The sequence below is a fragment of the Mesorhizobium sp. M1163 genome, from assembly GCF_040318415.1.
In the GTDB taxonomy this organism is placed as follows: Bacteria; Pseudomonadota; Alphaproteobacteria; order Rhizobiales; family Rhizobiaceae; genus Mesorhizobium.
Map to the genome: position 1 here is coordinate 12,263 of NZ_JAMYMF010000022.1, position 14,442 is coordinate 26,704.

Here is a 14,442-nt window from a genome sequence, read left to right on the forward strand (position 1 = left end):
TCGGGCAACTCATATCCGACTGCGTGCCCTGCGCTATTTCCACTCGCGGATATCGACGAAATGGCCGGCGATCGCTGCTGCTGCCGCCATTGCCGGCGACACCAGATGGGTGCGGCCCTTGAAGCCTTGGCGGCCCTCGAAATTGCGGTTCGAGGTCGAGGCGCAGCGCTCATGCGGCTTCAGCCGGTCGTCGTTCATGGCAAGGCACATCGAGCAGCCCGGCTCGCGCCAGTCGAAACCGGCGGCGACAAAGATCTTGTCGAGACCTTCGGCCTCGGCCTGTTCCTTGACCAGGCCGGAGCCCGGCACGATCATCGCACTGACCCGCGGATTGACCTTTTTGCCCTCGATCACCTTGGCGGCGGCGCGCAGATCCTCGATGCGGCCATTGGTGCAGGAGCCGATGAAGACGCGATCGAGTTCGATATCGGTGATCTTGGTGCCCGGCGTCAGGCCCATATAGTCGAGCGCGCGTTGCTTGGAGGTGCGCTTGTTCTCATCAGTGATGTCGTCCGGGTTCGGCACGATGCCCTGGACCGAAACGACGTCCTCGGGCGAGGAGCCCCAGGAGACGATCGGCGGCAGCTTTGCCGCGTCGAGCACGACCACCTTGTCGAAATGCGCGCCTTCGTCGGACTGCAGCGTCTTCCAATAGGCGAGCGCGGCATCCCAGGCTTCGCCCTTGGGGGCGCGCGGCTTGTCCTTGACATAGGCGAAGGTGGTCTCGTCGGGCGCGATCAGGCCGGCGCGGGCGCCGGCTTCGATCGACATGTTGCAGATCGTCATGCGGCCTTCCATCGACAGCGCACGGATCGCTTCGCCGGCATATTCGATGACATAGCCGGTGCCGCCGGCCGTGCCGATTTCGCCGATGATGGCAAGGATGATGTCCTTGGCGGTGACGCCTTCCGGCAGCGCGCCGTCGACACGCACCAGCATGTTCTTTGCCTTGCGCTGGATCAGCGTCTGCGTCGCCAGCACATGCTCGACTTCCGAGGTGCCGATGCCATGCGCCAGCGCGCCGAACGCGCCATGCGTCGAGGTGTGGCTGTCGCCGCAGACGATGGTCATGCCGGGCAGCGTAAAGCCTTGCTCCGGCCCGATGATGTGGACGATGCCCTGGCGGATGTCCTTCTCGGAATAGTATTCGATACCGAAATCCTTGGCGTTTTTGGCCAGCGCCTCGACCTGGATGCGGCTTTCCTCGTTCTTGATTCCAAACTTGCGTTCCGGCGAGGTCGACACATTGTGATCGACCACGGCCAGCGTCTTTTCCGGATGCCGAACCTTGCGGCCGGTCATGCGCAGGCCTTCGAAAGCCTGCGGGCTGGTGACTTCGTGGACGAGGTGGCGGTCGATGTAGAGCAGGCAGGTGCCGTCGTCCTGGCGGTCGACCACATGGTCGTCGAAAATCTTGTCGTAGAGGGTGCGCGGTGCGCTCATTTGCGTAAATCCGTCGATTTAAAAAAAGGAAAAGGACGCCGGTCGGCCCGGCGAAACAGCCCGGCGAGTCTGCCTTAGCTAAGTCGGCTGGTCAGCGCCCCGCAGACGCGCGCCGAAAATCGCGACGGCAGGCGTTTTCTGTCCTGCAGCACGAAACCCTTATAGGCCGGATCGCCAAAAAGCTCTTCCATGGCGCTGCTCTTATCAATGTTTTGGCTTTTCAGCAATCGTGGCGGCCTTCGCAGGCGCTTCACAGCACCTCGAACACAAACGTCTTCACCAGCGCGTCGGGCTCGGCGATCGCATAGCAGCGGAACCATGGGCTCTCCTCGACCGGCCGCCATTTTTTCGCCTGCTCCAGTTCGTCAAACACGGCTTGAAACCCGCCGCTTTCAAATACCTGGTCACGGACGGTGAAGATGGCGTGGCCGCCCTTCCTGGTGATGCGTACCAGTTCACGCAGGCCGGACGCCGGCGCGTGGCTGATGGTGAACACGCCGGTCGAGAAGAAGGCGCGAAAATACCCGTCCGCCCAGGGCAATGGCCCGCCGAGCATCGCCTGTTTCAGCTCGCTGTAGGCCTGCCGGCTGCCGGCGATTTTCAGCATGTCCTCCGACAGGTCGAGCCCGGCAATGTCGTGGTAGCCGAGCGCCTTGAGCGACGGCCCCGACAGGCCGGTGCCGCAGCCGGCGTCCAGCAGCGGCCCTTCGCCTGACGGCACGTGGCGCGTCACCCAGGCGGCGATCAGGAACGGCAGGAGATAGCCGAGCGCCGCGGTTTCGCCGTCATAGGTCGCAGCCCATTGCGCATAGGCCTTGGCGAGCGCCTCAGGCGTGTCGGCCGTGTAGACCGCTTCCAGCGCCGCATTGGCTTTGTCGATGATCATGGTTCTCCCCGGTCGCATTCGTTCGATGGTAGCGCCGTTTTCGCCTGCCTTCTATTCCCCATGCTGGTGCCGCAGCCGCTTCTCCAGCGCCCGCAACGCCAGCGACAGACCGACGGTCAGGATGAGATAGATATAGGCGACGATCGAATAGGTTTCGAAGAAGCGGAACGAACCGGCGGCGTAAATCTTGCCCATCTGGGTGATGTCGGCGACGCCGAGCACCGAGACCAGCGAGGAATCCTTGACCATGGCGACGAAATCATTGCCGAGCGGCGGCAGGATGGTGCGGATCGCCTGCGGAAAGACGATCAGCCGGAAGCGCTGCGTGCGCGTCAGCCCGAGCGCCTTCGCCGCCTCGATCTGACCCTTCTCGACCGCCTGGATGCCGGCGCGGAAGACCTCCGAGATGAAAGCGGAATAGCCGATGGTCAGCGCCATGATGGCGCGCCATAGCAGCGACACGTCGCGTACCAGCAGCTCACCGAACAGGCCGGCGCTTTGCAGCGGCGCCGTCAGCGCGTTCCATGCCGCGACGAAGGCCGGCGCGCCAGCAAAGGCGATCCAGAACAACAGCACCAGGATCGGCACGCCGCGGATGATCTCGACGTAGAAGCGGGCGATCTGGCTGAGCCAGCGTGAGCCCGACAGCCCCATCAGCGCCACGCCAAGCCCGATGGCGCAAGCCAGCGTGAAGGCGACCACGGTGACGAAGATGGTGACGCCGATGCCCTTGGCGACGGTCGCGAACACCTGGGCATAGAGGTCGCTGGCGGCGATGAAGATGGCGGCGGCCAAGGCGATCGTCACGGCCACGGCAAGCCACCACGGGAAGTCGGATTTGGCGGAGGCTGGGGGCGCCGGCGGCATCAAGCAATACCGGTGACAGAGTCGCCCAGAGTCAGCACGAGTTCCCGCGCATCACCGGGCACCCGCGACAAAAGTCCTACTGCCCCATCTTGTAGTCGAGGAACCACTTCTTGTTGAGCGCGTCGAGCGTGCCGTCGGCCTTGAGCGCGGCGATTGCCGCGTTGACCGGCTTCACCAGGTCGGAGCCCTTGGGGAAAATGAAGCCGAAATCCTCGGTGCCGAGTGGGCCGCCGATCAGCTTAAGGCCGCCATTGGACGCATCGACATAGCCCTTGCCGGCAGTGCCGTCGGTGAGCACGACGTCGACGTCGCCGGACTTCAGCGCCTGCACCGTCGCGCCGAATGTCTCGAACAGCTTGATGCGCGGATTCTGTTCATTGCCGTCGAGGACGCTGTAGACCGCGGTGTAGAACGGCGTGGTACCGGCCTGCGCGCCGATCAGCCCGTCCTTGAAGGCAGCGAACGTCTTGGCATCGCTGAAGCGCTTCTCGTCGCCGCGCACCAGCATGAACTGTTCCGAGCGCATATACGGGTCGGAGAAATCGACCTTCTGCTTGCGGTCGTCCTTGATGGTGATGCCGGTCATGCCAATGTTGTACTGGTTGTCGGAAACCGCCTGGATCATCGCGTCCCAGGAAGTATTCTGGTACTCGACCTTGAAATTCAGCCGCTTGGCGATCTCGTTCATCGCGTCATATTCCCAGCCGATCTGCTTGCCGGTCTTGGCATCGATGAACTGCAGCGGCGGATAGGCGTTTTCCGTCACCACCACCACTTTCTTGCCGCCGAGGTCGGGCAACGCCTGCGCCATAGCCGCGACAGGCACAAGAAGGCAAGCCAGCAGGCCGGCCAGCAGCAGTTTCGAATTGATCATGACTATGCTCCCCAGGAACTGAACCGCCTCGATCGGCCGAGGCATGCAGGAAAATCCGGCGCCGACTTTAGCTTTCCGCAGGCGCCTTGCAAGCCGCTCCGATGCGCCGCTCGGCACGAAAATGGATTTCCGATGCTTTCAACGACGGCATTACGGAACGATCCGTATCGATTGCGGGACTGGCAAAATCGAATCCACCTCGCGAAACAAAAAGGCGGCCGAAGCCGCCTTTCCGAAAACGTGGGTTTTGAAGACGCCTTATTCGGCGGCAGCTGTTTCCGCGGCCTTGGCTGCCTCGTCGGCGGCCTTCTTCTCGGCGGCGTCCTGCGCTGCCTTCTCGGCGGCCAGCGCCTGGGCGGCGGCCACCTTCTCGGCCTCGATGCGCGCCTTCTCGGCGTTCAGCGCATCGCGCTCTTCGTCGTTCAGCTTGCGGGCGCGCACGCCGGTGTTTTCCGAAATACGGGCCGATTTGCCGCGACGATCGCGCAGGTAATACAGCTTGGCGCGACGCACCTTGCCGCGGCGCACGATCTCGACGCCCTCGACCATCGGCGAATAGACCGGGAACACACGCTCCACGCCTTCGCCGTAGGAGATCTTGCGAACGGTGAAGCTCTCCTGGAAACCGGCGCCGGCGCGGGCGATGACGACGCCCTCATAGGCTTGGACACGGGTGCGGGTGCCTTCGGTCACGCGGACCTGGACGCGCACGGTGTCGCCGGGCTGGAATTCGGGAAGCTTGCGCTTGGCTTCGATCTTGGCGGCCTGCTCGGCCTCGAGCTGACGGAGGATATCCATCTCATAAATCCACTTCTTGTTCTTCCGACAGTCAGAGCGTCCGACACTCGCCTTGCAGTCGCATCGACCGCTCGGCTATGCCCTTCGTTCGAGAACGTCTGTTCGAGAACATCGGGCAGGGGCGACTACACCGTCATTGTTGACGGGCCAGAAGATCGCTCTTGGCAGATTTTCTTCCGGTTCGGCGCGCACATACAGCTATTTCGGCGCTTTGTCACGCCTTCGCTGTTTCTTTTTTGGCGCTGCTTCTTTTGACTGGCGCCCGCTGTGGCAATCCCATGATCGCTTGTGGTCCAGGGGTTGCGCCCGCGCGTCAAGCTTTCTAAGCCGGAAGATAAGCATTTTCCTCCAGCGACGACACCCCTCATGCCAATCTTGGACGCGGTCCTGCTCTTTCTCGCCGGCTTTCTATCAGGCGCGGTCAACGCAGTTGCCGGCGGCGGCACGTTCATAACCTTTGGCGCCATGACCCTGGCCGGCCTGCCGCCGATCGTCGCCAATGCGACATCGTCGGTGACGCAATTTCCTGGCTACATCACCTCGACGCTCGCCTATTGGCACGACATCAAGCATTTCTGGCGCGGCGCACTGCTGCTCAGCCTCATTTCGGCTTTCGGTGCGCTGTCTGGCGCGCTCATCCTTCTAGGGCTCGACAACCCGGCGTTCCGCGCCTTGGTGCCGTGGCTGCTGCTGGCGGCGACGGCATTGTTCGCTGCCGGGCCATGGCTGAAGCCGGCGCCCAAGCCGGAGCATGAGGCCGCGGTGGGTTCGCTGGTCGGATCGCTGGCGCAGTTCGCCACCGCCGTCTATGGCGGCTTCTTCGGCGCCGGCATGGGCGTCATGATGCTGGCGACGCTCGGCCTCACCCAGTCCGGCGACTATCACCGGCTGAACGCACTGAAGAACATGCTGGCCGTTGTCATAGCTGCGGTCGCCATCCTGGTCTTTGTCTCCGGCGGCGTCATCGCCTGGCTGCAGGCGATCATCATGATCCCAGGCGGCGCGCTGGGCGGCTATGCCGGCGTCTGGATCGCCAGGCGCGTGCCACAGAACGCGGTGCGCGGCTTCGTCATCGCGGTCGGCCTGTTCCTGGCGTTTTACTATTTCGACAAGGGCTGAGCGGCCAAAAGATCCGGCCTTCGCTCTTTCGTCAGCTTTTCCGCCTCGGCCCGCCGCCAGGCGGCGATCTTCTTGTGATTGCCCGAAGTAAGCACCTCCGGGATCGGCCGGCCGTCGAACTCCTGCGGCCGCGTGTAGTGCGGATGTTCGAGCAGGCCGTTCTCAAAGCTCTCTTCGTCGCCCGACACCGCATTGCCCATGACGCCGGGCAGCAGCCGCACCACGGCGTCTAACAGCACAAGTGCCGCCGGCTCGCCGCCGGACAGGATGAAGTCGCCGATCGAGACTTCCTCGAGGCCTCGCGATTCGATGACCCGCTGGTCGACGCCTTCGAAGCGGCCGCAGACGATCACCGCACCCGGCCCGGCGGCGAGCTCGCGCACGCGTGCTTGGTTCAGCGGCTTGCCGCGCGGGCTCATCAGCAGGCGCGGACGTGGATCGCCCGGCGGCGAGGCATGGTCGATGGCGCTGGCCAGCACGTCTGCCCGCATCACCATGCCGGCGCCGCCGCCGGCCGGTGTGTCATCGACAGTCCGGTGACGATCGCGGGCAAAGTCGCGGATCTGGATCGTTTCGAGCGACCAAATGCGGGTCTCGAGCGCGCGCCCGGCCAGCGACAGGCCGAGCGCGCCGGGAAACATCTCGGGATAGAGCGTCAGCACCGAAGCCGAAAAACTCACCGGTTGCCTCCGGCGTCCCTCGGCCCGCGCGGCCTGCCCTTGGGGTCGAAACCGTCGTCACCGGCAGGCTCGCCGTCCTCGTTCTCGACCAACCCTGCGGCGGCCGGATCGATGCGGACAAAGCCGCCGGCGATCGACACTTCCGGAACGGCGGCCTGCGTGAACGGGATGAGCACGCCTTTGCGCTCGGCAAGCGTCACGTCGAGAATGTCGCCGCCGCCGAAATTGTGCACGGCGACGACCTTTCCGATGACCGCACCAGTGTCATCCTTGACCTCCAGCCCGACGAGGTCGGCATGGTAGAATTCATCCTCTTCGCCCTCATCCGGCAACACCGAACGGTCGACGAACAATTCGGTGCCGGCAAGCGCCTCCGCGGCATTGCGATCGCTGACGCCTTTGAAACGCACCACCACCACCGTGTTGGCAGGCCTGATATCGACGATCTGGAAGGCGCGGCCATCCCTGGCGTAGAGCGGACCGTAATCGGCCAGCGCCAGCGGGTCGCCGGTAAAGCTCTTGACGCGCAATTCGCCCTTGATGCCATGCGCGGCACCGATCACGGCCATCTGGACGGGGTTTTGCGGCTTGCTCATCTGCGGAAAATCCTTTGCCTTGCTCTAACCCCAGCCCGTCGTCATTTCAATGATGCCGCTCTTCACCGCTTCCTAACCCGCGTGCCGGAAGATGGCGGAGAACTGGAAGAGCGCAATGCAGGAATTCCTCATACCGGCAAAACCCGATCTACAGGCGGCGCGCGAGGCCTGGCTGAAGATGCTGGCGCGCGAACGACGGCTGTCGCCCGAAACCGTCGAGGCCTATGAGCGCGACACGCGCCAGTTCCTGCATTTCCTGACCGGCCATTGCGGCGGCTCGCCCGGCATTTCCGACATCGCCGATCTGCGCCCCGCCGATCTGCGCGGCTTTCTCGCTGCCCGCCGTACCGAGGGCGCCGGCGCCCGCACGCTCGGGCGCGGCCTAGCCGGCATCCGCTCGCTGCTGCGTTTCCTGGAACGGCGCGGCCTCGCCAATGCGGCAGGTGCGGCAGCCTTGCGCGCGCCGCGGCAGCCGAAATCGCTGCCCAAGCCGCTGACCGCAAGCGATGCAAAACACGTCGTCTCGGTGGAAGGCCAACTGGCGGAGGAGCCGTGGATCGCCGCGCGCAACGCCGCCGTGCTGACCCTGCTCTATGGGTCCGGCTTGCGCATTTCCGAGGCGCTCGGCCTGTCGGGCGCCGATCTGTCCTCGCCTGGTGAGACCGTGCTGCGCGTCACCGGCAAGGGCGGCAAGACGCGGTTGGTGCCGGTGCTGCCGGTGGCGCTGCGGGCGATTGCCGAATACCGCCGCTTGTGTCCCTATCATCTCGATCCCAAGGGCCTGCTGTTTCGCGGTGCCCGCGGCGGCCCGCTGAACCCGGCAATCGTTCAGCGCGACATGGCCAAGCTGCGCTCGGCGCTCAACCTGCCCGACACGGCGACGCCGCATGCGCTGCGCCATTCCTTTGCAACGCATCTGCTTGGGCGCGGCGGCGACCTGCGCACCATCCAGGAGTTGCTCGGCCACGCCAGCCTGTCGACAACCCAGATATACACCGGTGTCGACACCGCCAGGCTGCTCGAGATTTACGAAGCAGCTCATCCGCGTGCGTGATGGATGCTTGATTGGTGGCCATCTCGCAACAATTTTGATGCGCCGATTAACCGTTTTGCCGCTTTTTGCGCCTAGAACCGCAGCATGAAACGCCTCATCGCCATCGCCGACCGCGCGACCCATGTGTCGCTGAAGCTGCTTGTCGCGCTCAACGCCCTGTTTTTCCTCTCCTTCCTCATCATCGCGCTGCTCGCCGCAGGCAAGGCACGCGCCGAGATCCCGGTCTGCGCCGGTGCCGATATGCTGGGCGCGCTGCAAAAGGACGACCCGGCCACCTACCGCAAGATCGAGGCGGACGCGGCAGTGACGCCGAACGGCAAGGGCCTGCTGTGGAAGCTCGAAAAATCAGGCGAAAAACCGTCTTTCCTGTTCGGCACCATGCACGTTACCGACCCGCGCGTCACCACGCTGCCGCCCGCCGCGCAGAAGGCATTCGATGCGGCTGGCACCGTCATCATCGAGACCACCGAAGTGCTCGACAAGCAGAAGATGATGGCCGCACTGCTGAAAGAGCCGGATCTGATGATGTTCACCGACAAGACGACGCTTTCGTCGCTGCTGTCGCCGCAGGGTGCGGCGGTGGTCAACAAGGCGCTCGATGCGCGTGGCATCCCGCCAGCGACCGTCGCCAAGATGAAGCCCTGGTTGCTGTCGGCGATGGTGGCGCTGCCTGCATGCGAAGTCGCCCGCCAAGCTGGCGGCGCACCGGTGCTCGACGTCAAGCTTGCCAAGGACGCCGAGGCTTCGGGCAAATCAGTCGAGGGGCTGGAGACAATCGCCGACCAGTTGCGCGCCATGGCTTCGCTGCCGATCGCCTTTCACCTGAAGGGGCTGGTCGATACGCTGAAGCTTGGCGACAAGGTGAACGACGTCAACGAAACCATGATCGTGCTTTACCGGCGTGGCGACACTGGCATGTACGTACCGCTGTTTCGGACCGTCATTCCCGAACAGGTCGACGACCAATCGGGTTACGCCGAATTCGAGCAGACCATGATCACCAGCCGCAACAAGGTGATGGTCGATCGGGCAGCGCCGATCCTCGCCCACGGCAATGTCTTCATGGCGGTAGGCGCCATGCACCTTCCCGGAGCGCAAGGCTTGGTCGAGGGTTTCCGCAAGACCGGCTACACGGTGACCGCCGTCAACTGAACAACACGGCGGAGTTGCACACCGAATCATTGCCGTGGCGCGACGGCGGACCACCCGCGCTTCGTGCCAAGAAACTGAAAAAGGTTCGGTTTGGCTCGATCGAACCCATTTTGCGGTGGAAATGCATGCCTGCAAGCGATTCCGGATCAGAATTGCCCTGTTTTCGGCGTTTTCAACGCCTAATGTGAAACCGATTCAACGATTGTACGTTGATGGCTATTACTTGATGTTTTTCATCCACGGAGGACACTTTTATGGCGAACACACCCAATCCGAACGACCCATTCACCTCACCGGGTACCGCACGGCCACGCGGCGGCGGCAGCGGCTGGCTGATTGCCCTGGTCGTCGTTATCCTGGCAATTGTCGCCTATTATGTTTTTGGAAGACGTAGCGAGGCACCTGCGCCTGCCGAACCGCCCGCAGCCAGCACACCGGCTCCGGCTCCAGCACCTGCCGAGCCGATGAAGCCAGCCGAACCGGCTCCTGCGCCAGCTCCGGCAACACCCGCTCCGGCTCCCGCTCCGGCAGAACCTGCACCCGCTCCGGCCCCTGCGCCAGCCCCGGCCCCGGCCCCGGCACCAGCACCGGCCCCTCAGTAATCAGACTGCCGACTTAATATATGAACGGCCCGCTGAAAGGCGGGCCGTTTTGTTTTTGGGAACAGCCGTCGATGGCTTCGTCATCCCAGGGCGGAGCGAACGCAAAGCGGAGCGCAGACCCTGGGATCCATGCCGTGACATCCGCCGAAGAATGCAGTAGTGCAGAATCACCGGTTACGAGCCGATGGAAGAGGCACTCGATTCTGGTTCGCCGGAACACTGCCGCTTAGGTAACGGCATGGATCCCAGGGTCTCCGCGACATCGCTCCGCCCTGGGATGACGAATCGCGGCTGTTTCAGCCAATCTCTAAGCTTTGCGATTCACCGCGTTTGCTCAGATATGGATGGGCTTGAAGAACGTCGCCAGTGCCGCCTCCTTGACCGCCTCCGACATTGTCGGATGGGCGTGACAGGTGCGGGCTAGGTCTTCCGACGAGCCGCCAAATTCCATCAGCACCGCCGCCTCGTGGATCATCTCGCCGGCGCCGAAGCCGACGATGTGGACGCCGAGCACGCGGTCGCTGGCCTTGTCGGCCAGGATTTTCACAAAGCCGTCGGTGTGCAGCATGGCGCGCGCCCGGCCATTGGCGCTGAACGGGAATTTTCCCGCCTTGTAGTCGACGCCGGCCTTCTTCAATTCTTCTTCGGTCTTGCCGACCGAAGCGATTTCCGGCGTGGTGTAGACGACGCTCGGAATCACGTCATAGTTCACATGCCCGGCCTGGCCGGCAATGGTTTCGGCCACCGCCACGCCCTCGTCCTCGGCCTTGTGGGCGAGCATCGGGCCGGCGATGACATCGCCGATGGCGTAGATACCGGGGACTTTGGTCCTGAGATGGCCGTCGGTCTTGACCCAGCCGCGCTCGTCGACGTCGACGCCTGCCTCCTTAAGCCCGAGAGCGTCCGAATAGGCCCGTCGTCCCGTCGCGATCAGCACGGCGTCGGCCTCGATCGTCTCGGCCGCCCCGCCTTTGACTGGCTCGAAGGTGACCGTCGCTCCCTTCTTGGCCTTGGCGACGCCGGTCACCTTGGCGCCCAGCCTGAACTCAAAGCCCTGCTTCGACAGCAGGCGCTGGAACTGCTTGGAGACCTCGCCATCCATGCCGCCCAGGATGGTGTCGAGGAACTCGACCACGGTGACCTTGGCGCCGAGCCGCGCCCATACCGAGCCGAGTTCCAGCCCGATGACGCCGCCGCCGACCACCACCAGATGGCCCGGCACCTTGTCCAGCGACAGCGCGCCGGTCGACGACACGATCACCTTCTCGTCGAAATCGACCTTGACACCGGGAATGCCGGCGACGTCGGAGCCGGTGGCGATGACGATGTTCTTGGTCTCGATCTCCTCGACCTTGCCGTCATCGGAGGTCACCGACACCTTGCCAGCCGCAACTACTTTGCCGGTGCCACGAAAACTGTCGATCTTGTTCTTCTTGAACAGGAAGGCGACGCCATTGACGTTGGCCGTCACCGTCGCATCCTTGTGTGCCATCATCTTGCCGAGATTGAGCTTGGGCGCGCCGATCTCGACGCCGAGCGCGTCGAAGGAATGGCCGGCCTCGGCAAACATCTCGGACGCATGCAGCAGCGCCTTTGACGGGATGCAGCCGATGTTGAGGCAGGTACCGCCGAAGGTCGGGTTCTTTTCGACCACCGCCGTCTTCAGGCCGAGCTGTGCCGCCTTGATGGCGCAGACATAGCCGCCCGGTCCCGATCCGATGATAACGACGTCATAGGCCATGATACTGTCCCTTTGCTTTAGCGGCCGCCGCCGACTTCCAGATTGGCGCCTGTCGTATAGGAGGCCTCGTCCGACAGCAGCCAGAGAATTGCGGCCGCGACTTCCTCGGCAGTGCCTGCGCGCTGCATCGGCACCACCCGGCCCATTTTCTCGGCGCGATCCGGCTGCCCGCCGGAGGCATGAATTTCCGTGTCGATGATGCCCGGGCTGACCGCGTTGACACGGACGCCTTCCTCGGCCACTTCCCGCGCCAGGCCGACAGTGAAGGCGTTGATCGCGTTCTTGGAGGCTGCGTAGTCGATATATTGACCTGCCCCGCCAAGCCTTGCCGCGATCGAAGACAAATTGACGATGGCGCCGCCCTTGCCGCCATTTCTGGTCGACATGCGCTTCACCGCTTCGCGTGCGCAAAGCATCGGCCCAATCACATTGATCCGCATCATGCGCTCGAGCCGCGCGAACGACATCTCGTCGACCCGTGACAGGCTGTCGACGACACCGGCATTGTTGACCAGCGCATCAAGCCCGCCGAAGCGGTCTTCGACCGCCTCGAACATGGCCAGCACATCCGTCTCGCTGCCGACATCGGCCTTGAGGGCAAAGGCTTCTCCGCCGCCGGCCTCGATGTCGGCGACCACCGTTTCGGCCGCTTTTGCATTCGACGCGTAATTGACCGCAACGCGGTAGCCGGCCTCGGCGGCAAGCCTGCATGTAGCGGCGCCAATGCCGCGGCTGCCGCCGGTCACCAGCAGGATTTTTCCGCTCATTCCTGACATCCTTTCAGGGCAAAGACGTCCCAGGGCACCTTGGAAAAGCCGTTGGCGCCATAGGCCGCCGACATCTGCAACGACGCCCCCAGATCGGGCAGGATCAGCTTCTTCGGCGCATCCTTTCCTTCGCCCGGCAGCAACGCGATATTGCCCTGGTCGTCGGCCGTATAGATGACCCCCTCCCACACAGTGCAGGCGGCGAGCTCGTCGCCGGTGACGTCGCCGGCCGGGCATTTGTACATCAGTGAGCCATGCGGCCGCGCCACGCCCTCCGTCCACATGACGATTCCGTCGAGAACGACGCCCTTGTCGAGCACCATCTTGAAACTGTTGGTGACGGCGGCCGATTCGCCGGTTGGCCTGAAATCGATCTCGGCTGCGTTTTCAGTGTCGCCGTAGACGGCCAGTTCGAGCGGGCAGGCGGCAAGCGCAGCGGAGACCGTCTGCACGCCGAGTGCGGAGATCGTGACAAACAAACCGGACCGGAAACGAGAGGAACCAATCCGGTGGCGCAGATCCATTCTCCGGCTCACTCGGGCCGCCCCTAGAGGTCGAGCACCAGCCGCTCGGGATCCTCCAGGCTTTCCTTGACCCGCACCAGGAACGTCACCGCTTCCTTGCCGTCGACGATGCGGTGATCGTAGGACAGCGCCAGATACATCATCGGCCGGATGACGATCTGGCCGCCGACCACCACCGGCCGCTCCTGGATCTTGTGCATGCCCAAAATGCCCGACTGCGGCGCATTGAGGATCGGCGTCGACATCAGCGACCCGTAAACGCCACCGTTGGAAATCGTAAACGTGCCGCCTTGCATATCCGCAACCGATAGCTTGCCGTCGCGCGCCGCAAGCCCGAGCCTGCCGATGTCCTTCTCGATTTCGGCGATGGACATCTGGTCGGCATTGCGCACGACCGGCACGACAAGGCCTTTTTCGGTACCAACGGCGACGCCGATATGGGCGTAGTTCTTGAAGATGATGTCGGTGCCGTCGATCTCGGCGTTGACGGACGGGATCTCCTTCAGCGCATGGGTGACGGCCTTGGTGAAGAAACCCATGAAGCCGAGCTTCACGCCGTGCTTCTTCTCGAACACGTCCTTGTATTTGCTCCTCAGCGCCATCACCGCGCTCATGTCGACCTCGTTGAAGGTGGTCAGCATCGCGGCGGTCGATTGCGCTTCCTTGAGGCGGCGCGCGATGGTCTGGCGCAGCTTGGTCATGCGCACGCGCTCCTCGCGCGACGCATCGTCGGCCGAGGACGGCGCGCGCGCGGCGACAGGTGCCGGCACAGGTGCTGCCTTTGGCATTTCGGCCGGCTGCGACGGCGCGCCCCTGGCGATCAGGTCGAGCACGTCGCCTTTCAGCACCTGGCCGCGCTTGCCCGAGCCCGAGACCTGGTCGACCGCAAGATTGTGCTCGGCCAGCAGCTTTGCCGCCGACGGCGCCGGCGGCATTGTGCGTGTCTCAATCGCGCCGGCGTCGCCGGCGATCTTGGCCGTCTCGGCCGCAGCCTGCTGGACGCTCGAGGCCGCGGTCGGAGCCGAGGCCTGCGACACCGCGTCCGGCTTCGCTGCCGGAGCGGCGGCAGCATTGGCTGCCGCGCCGGCGCCTGCCGAAATCGTGCCGAGCAGCGCCCCGACGCCAACCGTCTCGCCTTCCTTGACGGCGATCTCGCTGAGCGTGCCCGCGGCGGCGGCCGGCACTTCCACCGTCACCTTGTCGGTTTCGAGTTCGACCAGCGGCTCATCGGCGGCGATCGCGTCGCCGACCTTCTTGAACCATTTGCCGATGGTCGCCTCGGTGACGGATTCACCAAGTGTCGGGACGCGGATTTCGGTTGCCATTGTGCCTGTCCGTT

Annotated in this window: 14 protein-coding genes; 3 read left to right on the forward strand and 11 right to left on the reverse strand. The window is 63.9% G+C overall.

Annotated elements, in window-relative coordinates; genetic code table 11:
- Positions 1–33 precede the first annotated feature (33 nt).
- From leuC to rplS, 5 genes are all read right to left on the reverse strand, one after another.
- Complete coding sequence (leuC, locus tag NKH43_RS20600; RefSeq protein WP_023722709.1) at positions 34–1,443, reverse strand: 3-isopropylmalate dehydratase large subunit; 1,410 nt, start codon at positions 1,441–1,443, stop codon at positions 34–36.
- Positions 1,444–1,693: 250 nt separating this feature from the next.
- Positions 1,694–2,329: a class I SAM-dependent DNA methyltransferase gene (locus NKH43_RS20605; protein WP_352859608.1), complete on the reverse strand. Its 636-nt coding sequence runs from the start codon at positions 2,327–2,329 to the stop codon at positions 1,694–1,696.
- Positions 2,330–2,380: 51 nt separating this feature from the next.
- Complete coding sequence (locus tag NKH43_RS20610) at positions 2,381–3,196, reverse strand: amino acid ABC transporter permease (protein WP_023722712.1); 816 nt, start codon at positions 3,194–3,196, stop codon at positions 2,381–2,383.
- A gap of 76 nt (positions 3,197–3,272) precedes the next feature.
- Positions 3,273–4,070 (reverse strand): transporter substrate-binding domain-containing protein, encoded by a 798-nt coding sequence (locus NKH43_RS20615; protein ID WP_352845355.1) that lies wholly within the window; start codon positions 4,068–4,070, stop codon positions 3,273–3,275.
- A 258-nt stretch (positions 4,071–4,328) separates the two neighbouring features.
- On the reverse strand, positions 4,329–4,868 hold the full coding sequence (gene rplS, locus NKH43_RS20620; protein ID WP_023722714.1) for a 50S ribosomal protein L19: 540 nt from the start codon (positions 4,866–4,868) through the stop codon (positions 4,329–4,331).
- 366 nt (positions 4,869–5,234) lie between these two features.
- Here rplS and NKH43_RS20625 point away from each other — a divergent pair, with 366 nt between their 5' ends.
- Positions 5,235–5,987: a sulfite exporter TauE/SafE family protein gene (locus NKH43_RS20625; RefSeq protein WP_352481045.1), complete on the forward strand. Its 753-nt coding sequence runs from the start codon at positions 5,235–5,237 to the stop codon at positions 5,985–5,987.
- Here NKH43_RS20625 and trmD read toward each other — a convergent pair.
- Complete coding sequence (gene trmD / locus NKH43_RS20630) at positions 5,969–6,667, reverse strand: tRNA (guanosine(37)-N1)-methyltransferase TrmD (protein ID WP_352481046.1); 699 nt, start codon at positions 6,665–6,667, stop codon at positions 5,969–5,971. The genes NKH43_RS20625 and trmD overlap by 19 nt on opposite strands.
- Positions 6,664–7,263 (reverse strand): ribosome maturation factor RimM, encoded by a 600-nt coding sequence (gene rimM / locus NKH43_RS20635; RefSeq protein ID WP_352859611.1) that lies wholly within the window; start codon positions 7,261–7,263, stop codon positions 6,664–6,666. Before rimM ends, trmD begins: the two co-directional genes overlap by 4 nt.
- A gap of 115 nt (positions 7,264–7,378) precedes the next feature.
- Here rimM and NKH43_RS20640 point away from each other — a divergent pair, with 115 nt between their 5' ends.
- Together NKH43_RS20640 and NKH43_RS20645 are read left to right on the forward strand one after the other, a co-directional pair.
- Positions 7,379–8,317: a tyrosine recombinase XerC gene (locus NKH43_RS20640; RefSeq protein ID WP_352859613.1), complete on the forward strand. Its 939-nt coding sequence runs from the start codon at positions 7,379–7,381 to the stop codon at positions 8,315–8,317.
- An 84-nt stretch (positions 8,318–8,401) separates the two neighbouring features.
- A complete protein-coding gene (locus NKH43_RS20645) occupies positions 8,402–9,469 on the forward strand; it encodes a TraB/GumN family protein (protein WP_352859615.1) in 1,068 nt (355 codons plus the stop codon).
- 936 nt (positions 9,470–10,405) lie between these two features.
- On the opposite strand, the gene lpdA is transcribed toward NKH43_RS20645, so the two are convergent.
- Genes lpdA through odhB form a run of 4 tightly spaced genes read right to left on the reverse strand, consistent with a single transcriptional unit; the run spans position 10,406 to position 14,428 of the window.
- Positions 10,406–11,812: a dihydrolipoyl dehydrogenase gene (lpdA, locus tag NKH43_RS20650; RefSeq protein ID WP_023722721.1), complete on the reverse strand. Its 1,407-nt coding sequence runs from the start codon at positions 11,810–11,812 to the stop codon at positions 10,406–10,408.
- Positions 11,813–11,829: 17 nt separating this feature from the next.
- A complete protein-coding gene (locus NKH43_RS20655; RefSeq protein ID WP_023722722.1) occupies positions 11,830–12,579 on the reverse strand; it encodes an SDR family oxidoreductase in 750 nt (249 codons plus the stop codon).
- Positions 12,576–13,103: a hypothetical protein gene (locus NKH43_RS20660; RefSeq protein WP_352481048.1), complete on the reverse strand. Its 528-nt coding sequence runs from the start codon at positions 13,101–13,103 to the stop codon at positions 12,576–12,578. Before NKH43_RS20660 ends, NKH43_RS20655 begins: the two co-directional genes overlap by 4 nt.
- A gap of 23 nt (positions 13,104–13,126) precedes the next feature.
- A complete protein-coding gene (gene odhB / locus NKH43_RS20665) occupies positions 13,127–14,428 on the reverse strand; it encodes a 2-oxoglutarate dehydrogenase complex dihydrolipoyllysine-residue succinyltransferase (protein WP_352548534.1) in 1,302 nt (433 codons plus the stop codon).
- Positions 14,429–14,442: the final 14 nt, after the last annotated feature.